Raw genomic sequence first — 13,955 nt, 5'->3', positions numbered from 1 at the left:
CGCCTCGGGCGCTGACGTTGCGGGAGAGCTCGCCCGCGTCGATTCGGCGGCCGTGGCGGAGGGAGTCGCGGAAACCGGGGGTGTGGTACTCGGTGTGGTCGCTCCGGTCGCGGTGGAGGTGCTCGCTTCCGCGGCGGATGCCGTGTCGGCTTGGAGTAGTTCGGGGTCCAGGGTCGCGGCCGCGGACGTCGAACCAACGGAGCCCGCCTCGGCCGGTCGGTGCTCGCCTGTGGTGGCAGGGCCTTCGGTGGCAGCGGCTGATGAGGTGGGTGCGGCGTTGCTCGACTGCGCGGACGCATCGTCGGGAGTGCTCGAGCCCGGTGTCGCGGTCTGTTGGGATGGTGTGTCGGCAGGGGGGCTGGTTGCCGTGGGGCCGGTGGTCGAGGTCGAGTCGGCTTGTGCGGTATCGGAGTGGGTTGGGGTGGGTCCGGCGTCGATCGGGAATTGTTGGGAGGTCGGGTCGGTGCTGAGTTCCGCTGTGGCTGCGCCCGGTTGTCCGGCGGGTTGGGCGGTTTGTTGTGTGCTGTCCGAGTTCTCCACTGATTCAGCCGGATTGGCGGGTGACATGGCGTCGGCATCAGCGGTGTCGGAGCTGTGCGTCTCTCCGCTGCTCGGGGTGGTCTCCGATCTGTTGCTGTTGCCGGGGTCGGCGTTGGTAGCGCCGCCGTTTGTGCTGCCTGCACCGTTGGTGTCGCTGTCATCGGTGCTTGTGTCGCCGCTGGTGCTTTCGCCACCGTTGGGGCTGGATGTGGGGTCGTAGTTCATGGGCCCGGCGCGGTCGGTATGTCCACGGGCGCCGTGGATGGCCGACGGTCCCGCGCCGGAGGCCGCGCCGCCGGTGATCGAGCGTGGGTCGAAGTCTTGCCATTTCCCAGCGAAGGCGCTGCCAGCGAAGTAGGCGGCGGTGGCGCCCGCGACGCCTGCTCCGGCGCCGGTGAGGGCGCCGTTGCGGGCACCTTCCCAGCCGCCGTTGGTAGTGGGGAGTTTCCGTCCCAAACCGAACCCGACGCCGCCGCCGACGCCACCGGCGACGAAGGACGTCTTGGCGTTGAGCCAGACCGCTTCCCCGTCATAGCCGTTGATGTGGCCGGTCTTGTTCTGGATGTATTGGACAGCGAGTTCTTGGCTGGTGCCTTGCCCGGTTTCGACGAAGGCTTCTTGGAGGATCTCGTAGACGAGTTTGACCGAGATGCGTTCGATGACTTCTTCGGTGATGTTGCCCGCGATGACCCCACCGATACCTCTGGCTAGGCGGTTACCCAACCAGCTGAACAATTTTCGGGCGTGCGCGATGACAATGGCGTGCGCCAGCGGCGCACCAGGTCCTGCGGCGGCGGCCCAGGCAAGCTCGGCCATCAACCAGGCGCCCGCGATGTAGAAGTTGAGCTTGGCGGCTTGGAGCTGGTCACCACCGGAGTCGGCGGCGGTGGCGAGTTTGCCCCAGTGGTCGGCGAGTTGGGTCAGTGACCCGTTCTTGTCGGGGCCCTCACCGTTGATGAGGGGGAGGATCCATTCGAGGATGGCTTCGCCGCCGCGGCCCTGAGGGTAGGCGGCGTTGACAGTGCCGACAACGGCTTCGAGTTCGGGGACAAGGGCTTTGGCGCTGTCGGCGGCGGCTTGGAGATCCTTGCCCATCTGCCACATGAGGTCTTCGTTGCCGTGCGGCCAATCAGCACCGACGAGCCATTCCACCGGCTCGAGCCACGACGGGAAATACAGGGCCACAACGGGTTACCGGCTCTCGAAAGGCGAACTCCACGCATCGCCCGCCATTCCCGAACACGGATAACGGTCGGCAGCCTTCGACATCAGTGCCCCCCACAGCTGATACAAGCCAACATTCGCGTCGCCGACTCGTCGTCACCGTCCCCTGCAACAGCCTTCCGGTGAGCCCGGAGGTGGCATGAAATGGTCTCTGCCGCAACAGATTCAGCCTCAGCGCATCGCTTTACAACGCCATGTCATTCGTCCGAAACGTATGACAATGGCGGGTGAACACTATGGAACCAACTCCTGTTCGGGCCAGTGTTCTGGGCTCGGGTTCAGCTCGGTGGTCCATTCCCAAGCACCGAACTCCGGCAGTGGGCGCCAAAACGGCGCGAGGTCAACCGATTCGACCTGTTCACTGATGAGGCCGCGGCCATGCGGCTCGCCGACAGTGGCGCGCGCCAAGCCGTCGAGACTGACCTCGAAGGTTGCGAGGAGCGAATACGCCAGCGGATCCCGTGACGGCGTATCGGCGTAGATGAGCCGTTGCTGGGCTTGATGTAGGAAGCGATCGTCGACCCACCGGAACGTGTGAATCGTGCGGACGCGCTTGGACTCGTCCAAGAGGTGAACGGCGAAGGTGTTCTCGTTGCGGCAGACCGTGATCAGTACCCGTGGATCGTCTTGCTGTCCGAGAATCACGCAGTACCGCTCGCCATTCGCGTCACGTTGTCGGGCCTCATCGGCGGATATCACGGCTCGCGGCATTGCTCGAGCCGAGCTCCAGGCCAGGCTGTAGTGAACCTGCGGACGAATCCGGCGCGGCCGGGTGAGCGGGTTCAGATCGCGCAGCGGTTCCCAGTCGCCGAACTGGGGAACCGGTTGCCGAAGCCGTTCCGACCTGGCGTTCTCCGCTACCGTTTCCTCCCACACGGACTTGCCCGTATGTCCGGTGACCCTGGTAACAGTGCCGTCCGGTCGTATGCTTACCTGATCGGCGCTGACATCGCCGCTCGGGTCGATGTCGTCGCCGTCGAACCGGTACTGGGTCACCCGAGCCAAGAACAGGGTCTCCGGACTCTCGCGATGGAATTCGAACCACAGGCGCGGTCGTCCCTGCTCATCGACCTTCGTCACCTCTAATTCTCCGAGGTCCCAACGCACGTCGATGATGGTGTCGGGGCGGTGGGGCTCGCCGAGGATCACGCTGTACGGCAGGCCGGCGTCATCGCGCGCTCGGGCCTCGGATTCGGTGAGTCGACCGCGCGGTCCCGGCGACTCGTCTTCCCAACCCCAGCTGCGGCAATAGCTGACCACGGCGTGCGCGAGGATCCGCCGTCCGAGGCTCGACGCGATCGCCGCGAGGGGCTCGACGCGATCGGTCGGGTCGAATGCCGCGCCACGATTCAGGCGAGTGGCGAGCTCGCCGAGCGCCGTGCCGACATAGGGGGCAAGGTTGTGGGGCACAACGATCAGGTCGGAGCCTGCGTTCGAACCGCGCAACAATGCGGCGATATCGGCTGCTTCGGCAGCGAGGTCGATCGCCGCCTCATCCGCGTCACCCGAGTGCCTGCGAAGGTGCCGGGCTGGGTCGCGGACCAGGGGCGCCGCGGTACGCGCGGGCCGGTCTCGCGCGAGCAGATACAGGTTGATGGTCGCGCCGCGCCAAGCCGGGTGTTCGGGCATGCGCCAGCCGCCACGGCCGTCCGCGACGACGTCGAGCCAATGGATCGCCGCGGTGCGCAGCCGCCCGAGCACGGTCCGGGTGGCTGTCGCCGCGGCGGCGATGACGGGCGGTCGCCGCATACCCGACAGGTCACGCAGGGCGACCGCCATTCCCGTGTACATGTCACCCGGCGCGGCCGGGTTGCCGCGCGGACCGAAGGCCGCGCCTGGCGTGACTCGGGCGGCGAGCTCGTCCAGCAAGTCGGCGGCGATCACGACCTCCGCGTGGGAAAGCTCGACGGAGCGCCACTGCTGGTGCACGACATTGGCCGCCGACTGCTCCACATCGTCGGGCTGATCGTCTGCGAGACCGCCTAGAGCGGCATGCAGATCATGCGCCGCCTGGGCGAAGTGATCGTCGTCGGCGGTTTCGTCGTCGAGTAGCCGGCTCAGCTCGAGCACCGCCGCGCGCAGCCGTTTGTACTCGTCGAAGGTCTCGCCGTTTGAGGGGGCGACGGTGGGTAGGAGTAGCTCGGCGGCGGGCGCGAGGTGGTCGACCGGGTCGATGACATTGGGTGTGGTGCCATCCGCGCGCAACCGATCGCTCGCGGTTATCCACATTCGCGTCGGACCTGGGTAGAAGGCCGGACGGCCGAAAGACGTTTGCGCCAGCAGCTCGGCCGCGAGGTCGTCGGCGACGACGCCGAGATCCGAACGTATGGCCAGCAGCCCGTACGAGATGCCCGGCTGTAGACGCGAAACGAGCTCTTTCAGCAGCAAGCCGGAAGTCATCGCGGTCGTGGCGTCGATGGTGACCAACGGCGGTGCGGTCGACGAGGTGGCTTCGGCGGCCAACAACTCGCGCATGGCGTTGGCCTCGTCGAAGATCGGGCGGCCTGCGACCGATCGGAGAAACAGCCCCGGGTCGTCCGCGCCGACGGCGACTGATACCGGCGGCCCGTGCACTGCCCGTATCAAAGTCGCCATCGCGGCCGTACCCGCTGTCGATCCGAGAATGTCCGACGGCCGGGGCGGATCGGCCGGTCGCGCTGCTCCCAACACATCGAGCAAAGCGACAACGGCGTTGCGCAGGTCGGGTCGAGGCACGTACATCGCGCGGGTGAGCCATTCGGCACGCTCCGCCGGGTCGAAGGCGCGCGGGGGCGGTCGGCGCACCGGCGTCAGCTTGGTGAGGGTGTCGGCGAGTTGGTCGGTTCTCGCGGCCAGCGCGAGACCGCCGGTGCTCGAGCCGAACGCCGCTCCCGGCCGCAGACGCGCCGCGAGCTCGCGCAACAGATCGGCGACGAGCACTACCTGCAGGCCGGTCATCGACACGTCGCCCGCTTCGCGCACGGTAGTAGGCAGAGTGTCGATTTCGAGCGGGCGACCTTCACGCGCCATGCTCAACAGGTAGCGCTCCGGATCGGGGGCGCCGACGACCCGAGGTTTCGCGAATGTCACCTCGCCACGGAACTTTTCGGCAAGCGTGCCGACCGCCCGGTCCACCACCTCCGGATCTGCGTCGGCTGCGGACGCGGCATCGATGAGCGCGGCCGCCGCGCGCTCGAGCAGAATCTCGGGAACGGGAAGAGTCGAGTCGTCGTCGGTCTCGATCAAGTCCAGTCCCCCGCCTCGAAAACCTCGGATCACTCCACCATCCGACCCCGATTGATGTGAATGCTACCTGCGGCCGTGCTGGTGAATATCTCAGCCGCATGGACTGTGGTAGGTGGATCGTGCGTGAACAATTGCCGAACACATTGTCTTCCGGGGGGGGCGACAAGCCGATGGGTCGATGGTCTCACTCGAGGGTCGTAGTGGTCGAGAGTCGACGCGGTGTGGCGGAGATGGGTGGTCGGGTGCCCGCGCGGATCGTCCACGCGCTGGTTCGACGTTGGAACAGGGCGCACGACGGTCCGTTCGTCGTCTGTGCGATGCGTGCCAGGCGGAATCCGGCTCGCCGGTAGTAGGCGTGCAGGTCCTGGTTGGTCGTCCAGGCGTCGAGGCGGACCCAGGCGCGGCGGTCGAGTTCGGCGAGGGCGGCCGCGTGCGCGAGCATGTGGTGACCGACGTGGCGCCCGGCGAAGTTCAGGTCGACGATCATGAAATGCACGATCACCGACTCGGCCAGCTCCCAGCGCGTCCACAGGCCGGGGTCGGAACGCTGATTCACGGTGATCGTGCCCGCGGGCAGGTCGTCGACCTCGGCGATCCAGGTCTGGCCCGCGTCCAGCGCGCGCCCGACAGCGTCGGCGAAGATCTCGATCGGGCGGCCCCGGCCCGCGACGGTCCACTGGTCCGAACCGCGCGCGGTGAGCCAGGCTGTGCGTTGTACGCGCAGTCGGCAGATCAGCGACAGGTCGCCCAGTGTGGCCCGGCGCATCCGTACCGTCATGGCAACGGCACGGCAGGCCTGGTCGCGATGCCGAGGGTTCTGGCGATGACGTCGGTACCCGTCGCGTCGCCGAATTGGTAGGCCAGCCGGTTGCGTCCGGCCAGGGAACGGTGCCGGGTGGCGCGGGTGACCCGATCGTGATTGGCGCCGATACGCAGGTGGTCGAGCAGGATGGTGCCGGTGGCGACGCCGAGCACGGCGGCTTCTTCCGCGGTCGCCGGGCGCGCTAGCACGGTGTCGCGGTGTGCGGTCTCGCCGTGGCCGCGATCGGCCAGGCGGCGCGTGGTGCCTTCGGGGATGTCGTGCGGCGAATCGATGCCCGCCGACTCGGCCAGGTCGCGCGGGTAGAAACTCAGCTCCCACGACCACGGCTCGTTGTCCAGGTACTGCACGACGGTGCGGGCAAGTACCCACGAGTCGACCGGGACGCCGAGCCAGTGCGCGACCTGCTCGTCGGCCGGTTCCATCCTGGTGCTGAATTCCTTGGACGGTTCCCGGTTCGCGGCGCGCGCGATCTCCTCGAAGATGTCGTGCGCCGACTTGGGTCGGTCGCGCCGGATGTGGTCGGTGACCACGGATTCCAGCACTTCCTGGTTTCGAACGATGGTGCCGCGGGAAGTCGCTGTATAGACCAGGTTTTCGGCGACGAGCACCTGGATGGCGTTGCGCGCGGTGGTGATCGAGACCTGCATCTGTTCAGCCAGCTCGGAATGACTGGGCAGCCGGTCGCCCGGTTTCCAGGTACCCGCGCGGATCTCCTCGCGGAGGAGGTTCGCGATCCGCAGATAGGTCGGACCGTCCGCCATCATGCTCCTCGGTAGGTCGTGCAGGTAACGAAGTGTACTCGTCTGGGTTACCTACGGCCGAGTAATGCTTGACAGTGAGCTTGCGAGGTTTATTGTAATGAACGTCCTGATCCGGTGCTGTGCGGCGACGACGGCGAGGCAACGTGGCTGGTGCGGAGAGTTCGACGGTTGTAATGGCTTTCCCCGACACATTGCGATGTGTCGACCCCGCAGGTCCGCAGGCGGACACCGGTTTACTGCCCTTCTCCGACCTACTGGTCCGGGCATGTCGCGGGCATCGGGTGGTCGGCGGTCCGCTGCTGTGGTTCGCGCGGGATCTGGCCGTGCTGCACGAGAAGCGAGTGGTCGGCCGGGGCGGTCGGGTCGAGTCCGACGCCGTGGTGCTGCGTGAGATCGATTGTCGCCGAAGCGAACTGGTGCTCGCCATCGACGACTGGGTGCTGCGCGGCGTGCCCCAACACCGCCTCGGCGCCACGCTGCACACCGAAACCATCGGCGCGGTGATCGATCGGCTGGCCGAGTCCTCGGTGCGGGCACACCACGCGCTGATGACGCTGGACGCCGACGACGAACTGCTGCACAGCGCCTGGCACCACCTGGCCGAATTGGCCGACGCCTACGACGATCTGGTGCGCGATGTGCTCGCCGGGCGGCGTCGGCTGCCCGAATGGTGACCGCTCAGCGGTAGCGGTTGTGTTCGGCGCCGAACTCGTCGGCGACCGTCGCGGCCAGTTCCACATAGGCGCGCTTGGTCGACTTGTGCAGGCGGTGCAGGTCGATCTCGGCGCCCTCGGACAGGTGCTCGTCGAACGGGATGATGTGCACGGCGCGGCACCGCGACAGGAAGTACTCCCGCAGTTGCTGCACACCGACATTCGGCGAACCCTCACGCGGCAGGTTGATGACGACCACCGCGTTGCGCACCAGGTGGTCGTGCCCGTGCAGCGACAGCCAGTCCAGCGTCGCGGCGGCGCTGCGGGCACCGTCGATGGCCGCCGACGAGATCAGCACCAGCGAATGTGCCAGGTCGAGAACGCCGTTCATCGCCGAATGCATCAGGCCGGTGCCACAGTCGGTGAGGATGATGTTGTAGAACCGCTGCAGGATGCGGGCGACGGCGCGGTACTCCTCGTCGTTGAACGACTCAGAAGCGGCCGGATCACGCTCGCTGGCAAGCACTTCCAGCCTGCTCGAACTCTGTGAGGTGTGCCTGCGCACATCCGAGTAGCGTTCGATCGCCGGATCGAGCAGCAGGTCGCGCACGGTCGAGCGGGTCTGGATGGCCACGCGCTGGGACAGGGTGCCGAAGTCGGGATTGGCGTCGACGGCGATCACCCGGTCGCCACGGATCGACGCGAAGATCGACCCGAGTCCGGTGGTGGTCGTCGTCTTGCCGACGCCGCCCTTGAGCGAGAGCACCGCGATCCGGTAGTCACCACGCACCGGCTGCCGGATCCGCGCCACCAGCTCCTGTAGGCGCCGCTCCTCGGCCGACATTCCCGGGTTGATCGCGCCACCGGAAACATGGTGCACAGCCTTGCGCCACCCGCTGCCCGGCGCCTTCTTCACGCGCTTGACCGGCACGTCGTCCAGCGACGGAGGTTGGTATCCCGGGTTACCCCAGCCGGGCTGGCCGTAGGCGGGCTGCTGGTACTGGGGTGCGCCATCGGGGCGTTGAACATGCTGCGGGGCAGCGGTGTTCGGTGCCTGGTACGGGGTGCCGTCGGGGCCTCGGCCCCAGGTGCCGTCCGGCGTCTGGAACTGCTGAGGCGACGACTGGTACGGCTGTGCCGAGGCGCCGTCGGGCGCTTGGGGTCGGACTTCCGGGCCCGGGTAGGGGGCTCGGGAACCGTCCGGCGCCTGATAGGGCGGCATCGGCGCGGCGCCCTGCGAATACTGCTGGGTCTGAGCGGCATTCGGGTAGGCGGTGTTGCTCGGGTAGGCGCCGTCGGTGGGCGGCCGGCCGAGGGTGCCGTCAGGGCGGTACTGGGGGAGCCCATCGCTCGGGAGCGACTGCGCGGGACCGAGGTTGGCTGCCTGCGGGTAGGCGCCGCTGTCGGGTCGCTGTGCCGGGTACGCGGTCGCGCCGGACTGCGTCGTCGGGTCGGGGATCGCGGGCTGGGCGAACCCGTCCGGTGAGAGCTGATGCCGTGGAGGTGTGCCCTCGGGCCGTGCGGGCTGCACGAATTCGCCGGAGTGGTAGCCGGTTTCGGACGACGGACCCGGGGTCGCGCTACCGGGCAGCACACCCTGCAGTCGGGGGTCGTCGGCCCGGAACATCTCGGTCTGCGCATCAGGCGCGTGCCGAGCGGCGCCGTGTGACGGATCGCCGGGGATCGAATCGTATTGCGACGCGGAGAAAGCCGGTCCCTGTGGGACCGCTCCGGACGCGTAGGGCGAAACAGGCGTCGAGGCCGCGACATCACCGGGGCTGTTCGGCGACACTTGCGTGACCCCGGCCTGCTCGGGCGAAGCGGCGTCGGTCCCTTCGGACACCCGATGTGCGACTGCGTCATCCGCAGTTGTGGGCGCCAACCCTGGTGCGGTGTTCCCCGTCGCGCGCTCACCACCACTCGAAGATCCGACACCATCCGCGGCGGATTCGGCGAAGTCTGCGGAGGCGGACGATCGCGAGCCGGTCTGGGCGGAGGCAGAGGTGGAGGCGGCTTGCGGAGCGGCATGGGTATCGGGCTGCTGCGCTTGCGGGCGGATGTCGGAATCTGCCGGAGCGCTCGTGGCCGGGCCCGGCTCGGGCGTCGCGCGCGAAGGTGTCGAGAGTGCCTCGATCGGTGTGGCCGACGACAACGGGTCGACCGCCGCGCCCTGCGGATCCGCCGGTGACGGCGTGCCGGCGTGCGCCAACGGGTCCGAGGGAGACGGCGGCGTCGGCGCGAGCAGACGCGGGGGTGCCTCGCGGGATGGCGCCCGCACCGGGGGATCGGGCAGCGGTGGTGGCGGCGGGAGATCGGGCAGGCCGCGCTGGCTCGTCGGCCCGAGCGGGGTGAAGCCCTCCGACGGGGGAGCCGGGGTGCGTGTCGGAAGGGCCGCTGCGGCCTGTTCCGTTGGCGCGGCGGGTAGTGAAGGTCCCGACTGGGCAGGACGCGACGCATCGGCAGGCCCCGGCTGCGCGGGCGGCACCGGCGCATTCGGCATCGGGTGCGCGGGCGAACTGATGTGCGTCGACGGGCCCCCGGTGGCGGGTGCCGGGGGAGCGGGCTGTCCGGAGTTCCATGGCGAGAACGCCTCCGGCCCGGGCGGCGGCGCGAGTCGGTCGGCCGGGCCGTGCTCCTGCGGCCATGCGCCGCCGGGAGGTGCTTGCCGGGTGTCGTCGGCCGTGCCGGAGTGCGGCGGCGGAGCGAGTGGGTTCGGTGCCACGCCCTGAGTCTGTGGCCAGGGAACACCGGACGACGACGGCCAGGAGGTGTCGGTGGGCGATGTCGTTTGTCCGGGCCCGTTCGACGGCGCCGGTGTCAGCGGGTTCGCGGTCGACGGCGGATTCGGGTCGACGAACGAGCCATGGGCTGTCGGGTTCGCGCGGCGCGGATCGGCGGCATGGGGAACGTGCGGGTCGGCGGGCCGGTGCGCGTCGACCGGGGGTGCGGTCTGTTCGGGCTCGCGCTCCTTGCGGCGGCGACCGCCCTTCTTCTCCTTGCGCGCGCTGTCGTCACCGCGCAGGAAACGGCGACGCTTGGGTGCCTCGTCGATCGGCTCGTCCTGGGGCAGGTTCTCGACCGGTGCCTCGTACCCGACTCGAGTGACTTCGCTTTCCGACAGCCATGGCGGCAACATGGGGAGGCTGTCGTTGTTGCGGCTCACCGGTGCGCTCCGCTCACCAGGGTCCCCCGATCTGATCGACCCACTACTTACGACGCCGTGAGTTTACGCGACAACCCGAACGGCGTGGCGCGCGCCTCATCCTCACCGAGGCAGGCGATCGACACCTCCATTGTGCGCCGCAGGCCGACTCCAGGGTGTACCGTCGGGGTCTTTTTGCCTCAGGCGACGCGGCCCGGTAAGCTTGAGCGGCGGTGCACCCAGGCGCCGACTGTTCGCATGCACACCGACGTCTCGTCGGGCCCTGTGGGTGAGCAGCTACGAGGTAATCCACTCAAGGTTGAGCATAACCGGGATCGCGGAGGATATGGCGAAGAAAGACGGGGCCATCGAGGTCGAGGGTCGAGTTGTCGAGCCGCTGCCCAATGCGATGTTCCGGATCGAGCTCGAGAACGGTCACAAGGTTCTCGCGCACATCAGCGGAAAGATGCGGCAGCACTACATTCGCATCCTTCCGGAAGACCGCGTGGTCGTGGAGCTCTCGCCGTACGACCTGTCCCGCGGCCGGATCGTCTACCGCTACAAGTGATGCCTGCCTGACGTCGCGCGCCTCGGGCACGCGGCGTCACACGGTGTTCCGGCCCAGGTCGGAATGCGTACAAAGACTTCCCCAGTCGTCGGCTGGGGAAAAACTGTGTTCACAGACCCTTGTGGACCAAGAAAAGATTGGACGGACGTGAAGGTTCAGCCGAGCGTCAAGAAGATCTGCGAGAAGTGCAAGGTGATCCGCCGTCACGGCCGGGTCATGGTGATCTGCGACAACCTGCGCCACAAGCAGCGTCAGGGCTGATCCAGCAGCACCGCCGGGCACCGATCGTCTGATCGGCTTGACCGAAAAGAAGAACTCCCAGCTCCAGCGCGTACGTACGTGTGCGCGCCAACCACCGGTACGGAGGCCGGTGCCCCCACCTGCGAAGACGGGGGGACGGACAGGGAGCAGACCTCCGCAACCATTAAGGAACCTGCCACATGGCACGTCTGATGGGCGTCGATCTCCCGCGCGAAAAGCGCATGGAGATCGCGCTGACCTACATTTTCGGAATCGGGCGCACCCGCGCCACCGAGATCCTGGCTCAGACCGGCGTCAGCCCGGACCTGCGCTCGAAGGATCTCAGCGACGACGACCTGACCAAGCTCCGCGACTACATCGAGGCGTCGGAGTTCAAGGTCGAAGGTGACCTGCGCCGCGAGGTTCAGGCCGATATTCGCCGCAAGATCGAGATCGGCTGCTACCAGGGCATCCGCCACCGTCGTGGCCTGCCCGTTCGTGGTCAGCGCACCAAGACCAACGCGCGTACGCGCAAGGGTCCGAAGAAGACCGTCGCCGGCAAGAAGAAGTAGGGATAGCGTATGCCTCCGAAGAGCCGGGCCGCTGGCCCGAAGAAGACTCAGAAGTCGCGTCGCCGGGATAAGAAGAACATCCCGCACGGCCACGCGCACATCAAGAGCACGTTCAACAACACCATCGTCTCGATCACCGACCCCGAGGGCAATGTCATCTCGTGGGCGTCGTCGGGTCACGTCGGCTTCAAGGGTTCGCGTAAGAGCACCCCGTTCGCCGCGCAGCTCGCCGCCGAGAACGCTGCCCGCAAGGCGCAGGAGAACGGCGTCAAGAAGGTCGACGTGTTCGTGAAGGGCCCGGGTTCGGGCCGCGAGACCGCGATCCGTTCGCTGCAGGCCGCGGGGCTCGAGGTCGGTTCGATCTCCGATGTCACCCCCCAGCCGCACAACGGCTGCCGTCCGCCCAAGCGTCGTCGCGTCTAGCGGGAAAGGAAACAGCTAAAAATGGCTCGTTATACAGGCCCCATCACCCGCAAGTCGCGTCGTCTGCGCGTCGACCTCGTCGGAGGCGACCAGGCGTTCGAGCGTCGTCCTTACCCGCCCGGCCAGCACGGCCGCGCGCGGATCAAGGAATCCGAGTACCTGATGCAGCTGCAGGAGAAGCAGAAGGCTCGCTTCTCCTACGGCGTCATGGAGAAGCAGTTCCGTCGCTACTACGAAGAGGCCAACCGCCTCAAGGGCAAGACCGGCGACAACCTGCTGCGTCTGCTCGAGTCGCGGCTGGACAACGTCGTGTACCGCGCCGGTCTGGCTCGTACCCGTCGTCAGGCCCGTCAGCTCGTCAGCCACGGCCACTTCCTGGTCAACGGCGTCAAGGTGAACGTGCCCAGCTACCAGGTCTCCCAGTACGACATCATCGATGTCAAGGAGAAGTCGCTGCCGACCCTGCCGTTCCAGGTGGCGCGTGAGACCGTCGGCGACCGTCAGGTTCCGGGTTGGCTGCAGGTCGTCCCCGGCCGTCTGCGCATCCTGGTGCACCAGCTCCCCGAGCGTGCCCAGATCGATGTGCCGCTGCAGGAACAGCTCATCGTCGAGTACTACTCGAAGTAAGCGCTTTTGGTGGGGGCCGTTCCTACGGCGGCCCCCGCAATCACTGATTAGGCGTCAAATAGCGGACGCCCTGACAGGAAGTAGATCCTCATGCTGATTTCCCAGCGTCCGACACTGACCGAAGAGGTTGTGGCGGAGAACCGCTCGAAGTTCACCATCGAACCCCTCGAGCCGGGCTTCGGTTACACCCTCGGTAACTCGCTGCGTCGTACCCTGCTGTCCTCCATCCCGGGGGCCGCGGTCACGAGCATCCGCATCGACGGTGTCCTGCACGAGTTCACCACCGTTCCCGGTGTGAAGGAAGACGTCACCGACATCATCCTGAACCTCAAGGGTCTGGTCGTGTCCTCCGAAGAGGACGAGCCGGTCACCATGTACGTGCGCAAGCAGGGCCCGGGCACCGTCACCGCCGGTGACATCGTGCCGCCCGCGGGCGTCGTCGTGCACAACCCGGACATGCACATCGCCACCCTGAACGACAAGGGCAAGCTCGAGATCGAGCTCGTCGTCGAGCGGGGCCGCGGTTACGTGCCCGCCGTGCAGAACAAGGCGACCGGTGCGGAAATCGGCCGGATCCCGGTGGATTCGATCTACTCCCCGGTGCTCAAGGTGACCTACAAGGTCGAGGCCACCCGTGTCGAGCAGCGCACCGACTTCGACCGTCTCATCCTCGACGTGGAGACCAAGAACTCCATCACGGCCCGGGACGCGCTGGCTTCGGCCGGTAAGACCCTGGTCGAGCTCTTCGGGCTGGCCCGTGAGCTCAACGTCGAAGCCGAGGGCATCGAGATCGGCCCCAGCCCGGCCGAGGCGGATCACATCGCCTCCTTCGGGCTGCCGATCGAGGACCTGGACCTCACCGTCCGGTCCTACAACTGCCTCAAGCGCGAGGGTGTGCACACGGTGGGCGAGCTCGTGGCCCGCACCGAGTCGGACCTGCTGGACATCCGCAACTTCGGCCAGAAGTCCATCGACGAGGTCAAGGTCAAGCTGCACGCGCTGGGCCTCTCGCTGAAGGACTCGCCCGCTTCGTTCGACCCGTCCTCCGTGGTGGGTTACGACGCGAGCACCGGCACCTGGAGCGATTCCGGCACCTTCAGTGACACCGACGGCGGCGAGCAGGACTACGCCGAGACCGAACAGCTCTAGGTCAGTGC

At 67.4% G+C, this 13,955-nt stretch carries 13 protein-coding genes and 1 pseudogene; 9 read left to right on the top strand and 5 right to left on the bottom strand.

The window, feature by feature from the left end:
- The first annotated feature begins 520 nt into the window (after positions 1 to 520).
- Both NC7_RS29055 and NC7_RS29050 read left to right on the top strand, forming a co-directional pair.
- The gene (locus tag NC7_RS29055) at positions 521 to 760 is read left to right on the top strand and encodes a hypothetical protein (protein ID WP_157101950.1); all 240 of its coding nucleotides are present in this window, start codon (positions 521 to 523) and stop codon (positions 758 to 760) included.
- A gap of 101 nt (positions 761 to 861) precedes the next feature.
- The gene (locus tag NC7_RS29050) at positions 862 to 1,251 is read left to right on the top strand and encodes a hypothetical protein (protein ID WP_157101949.1); all 390 of its coding nucleotides are present in this window, start codon (positions 862 to 864) and stop codon (positions 1,249 to 1,251) included.
- Between the two features lie 42 nt (positions 1,252 to 1,293).
- Here NC7_RS29050 and NC7_RS30635 read toward each other — a convergent pair.
- The 4 genes and pseudogenes from NC7_RS30635 to NC7_RS11955 all read right to left on the bottom strand — a co-directional run.
- Positions 1,294 to 1,692 (bottom strand): annotated as a pseudogene (locus NC7_RS30635) (WXG100-like domain-containing protein); the annotation flags it as partial.
- A 306-nt stretch (positions 1,693 to 1,998) separates the two neighbouring features.
- The gene (locus NC7_RS11965) at positions 1,999 to 4,989 is read right to left on the bottom strand and encodes a hypothetical protein (RefSeq protein WP_067982076.1); all 2,991 of its coding nucleotides are present in this window, start codon (positions 4,987 to 4,989) and stop codon (positions 1,999 to 2,001) included.
- Positions 4,990 to 5,173: 184 nt separating this feature from the next.
- Entirely contained in the window at positions 5,174 to 5,767 is a 594-nt protein-coding gene (locus NC7_RS11960; protein WP_067982075.1) for a GNAT family N-acetyltransferase, read from the bottom strand.
- On the bottom strand, positions 5,764 to 6,576 hold the full coding sequence (locus NC7_RS11955; protein ID WP_067982072.1) for a GntR family transcriptional regulator: 813 nt from the start codon (positions 6,574 to 6,576) through the stop codon (positions 5,764 to 5,766). The genes NC7_RS11960 and NC7_RS11955 overlap by 4 nt, the downstream gene beginning before the upstream one ends.
- A 170-nt stretch (positions 6,577 to 6,746) precedes the next feature.
- Here NC7_RS11955 and NC7_RS11950 point away from each other — a divergent pair, with 170 nt between their 5' ends.
- Positions 6,747 to 7,247 carry a DUF4254 domain-containing protein gene (locus NC7_RS11950; protein ID WP_067982071.1) on the top strand — a complete coding sequence of 167 codons (501 nt, stop codon included), beginning with the start codon at positions 6,747 to 6,749 and terminating at the stop codon, positions 7,245 to 7,247.
- Between the two features lie 4 nt (positions 7,248 to 7,251).
- On the opposite strand, the gene NC7_RS30140 is transcribed toward NC7_RS11950, so the two are convergent.
- The gene (locus tag NC7_RS30140; RefSeq protein ID WP_236573266.1) at positions 7,252 to 10,389 is read right to left on the bottom strand and encodes a nucleotide-binding protein; all 3,138 of its coding nucleotides are present in this window, start codon (positions 10,387 to 10,389) and stop codon (positions 7,252 to 7,254) included.
- Positions 10,390 to 10,714: 325 nt separating this feature from the next.
- Here NC7_RS30140 and infA point away from each other — a divergent pair, with 325 nt between their 5' ends.
- The 6 genes from infA (at position 10,715) to NC7_RS11915 (ending at position 13,947) form a co-directional block, all read left to right on the top strand.
- A complete protein-coding gene (infA, locus tag NC7_RS11940; RefSeq protein WP_003418601.1) occupies positions 10,715 to 10,936 on the top strand; it encodes a translation initiation factor IF-1 in 222 nt (73 codons plus the stop codon).
- Positions 10,937 to 11,083: 147 nt separating this feature from the next.
- Entirely contained in the window at positions 11,084 to 11,197 is a 114-nt protein-coding gene (gene rpmJ / locus NC7_RS11935) for a 50S ribosomal protein L36 (RefSeq protein WP_011207363.1), read from the top strand.
- Between the two features lie 179 nt (positions 11,198 to 11,376).
- A complete protein-coding gene (gene rpsM / locus NC7_RS11930; RefSeq protein ID WP_019045109.1) occupies positions 11,377 to 11,748 on the top strand; it encodes a 30S ribosomal protein S13 in 372 nt (123 codons plus the stop codon).
- Between the two features lie 9 nt (positions 11,749 to 11,757).
- Entirely contained in the window at positions 11,758 to 12,171 is a 414-nt protein-coding gene (rpsK, locus tag NC7_RS11925; protein WP_019045110.1) for a 30S ribosomal protein S11, read from the top strand.
- Between the two features lie 21 nt (positions 12,172 to 12,192).
- Positions 12,193 to 12,798 carry a 30S ribosomal protein S4 gene (rpsD, locus tag NC7_RS11920; protein ID WP_067982067.1) on the top strand — a complete coding sequence of 202 codons (606 nt, stop codon included), beginning with the start codon at positions 12,193 to 12,195 and terminating at the stop codon, positions 12,796 to 12,798.
- A 90-nt stretch (positions 12,799 to 12,888) separates the two neighbouring features.
- Positions 12,889 to 13,947 carry a DNA-directed RNA polymerase subunit alpha gene (locus NC7_RS11915; protein WP_022567324.1) on the top strand — a complete coding sequence of 353 codons (1,059 nt, stop codon included), beginning with the start codon at positions 12,889 to 12,891 and terminating at the stop codon, positions 13,945 to 13,947.
- The last annotated feature ends 8 nt before the right edge of the window (positions 13,948 to 13,955 follow it).

It is taken from the genome of Nocardia caishijiensis NBRC 108228 (genome assembly GCF_001612825.1).
Taxonomy (GTDB): Bacteria; Actinomycetota; Actinomycetes; order Mycobacteriales; family Mycobacteriaceae; genus Nocardia; species Nocardia caishijiensis.
The sequence above is the reverse complement of the archived record's forward strand: the minus strand, read 5'-3'. Positions and strand labels throughout refer to the sequence as shown.

Coding starts and splice junctions, on each gene's coding strand:
- NC7_RS11960 (WP_067982075.1), bottom strand. CDS start 5,767: ATGACGGTACGGATGCGCCGGGCCACACTGGGCGACCTGTCGCTGATC.
- NC7_RS11955 (WP_067982072.1), bottom strand. CDS start 6,576: ATGATGGCGGACGGTCCGACCTATCTGCGGATCGCGAACCTCCTCCGC.
- NC7_RS11950 (WP_067982071.1), top strand. CDS start 6,747: ATGGCTTTCCCCGACACATTGCGATGTGTCGACCCCGCAGGTCCGCAG.
- infA (WP_003418601.1), top strand. CDS start 10,715: ATGGCGAAGAAAGACGGGGCCATCGAGGTCGAGGGTCGAGTTGTCGAG.
- rpsM (WP_019045109.1), top strand. CDS start 11,377: ATGGCACGTCTGATGGGCGTCGATCTCCCGCGCGAAAAGCGCATGGAG.
- rpsK (WP_019045110.1), top strand. CDS start 11,758: ATGCCTCCGAAGAGCCGGGCCGCTGGCCCGAAGAAGACTCAGAAGTCG.
- rpsD (WP_067982067.1), top strand. CDS start 12,193: ATGGCTCGTTATACAGGCCCCATCACCCGCAAGTCGCGTCGTCTGCGC.
- NC7_RS11915 (WP_022567324.1), top strand. CDS start 12,889: ATGCTGATTTCCCAGCGTCCGACACTGACCGAAGAGGTTGTGGCGGAG.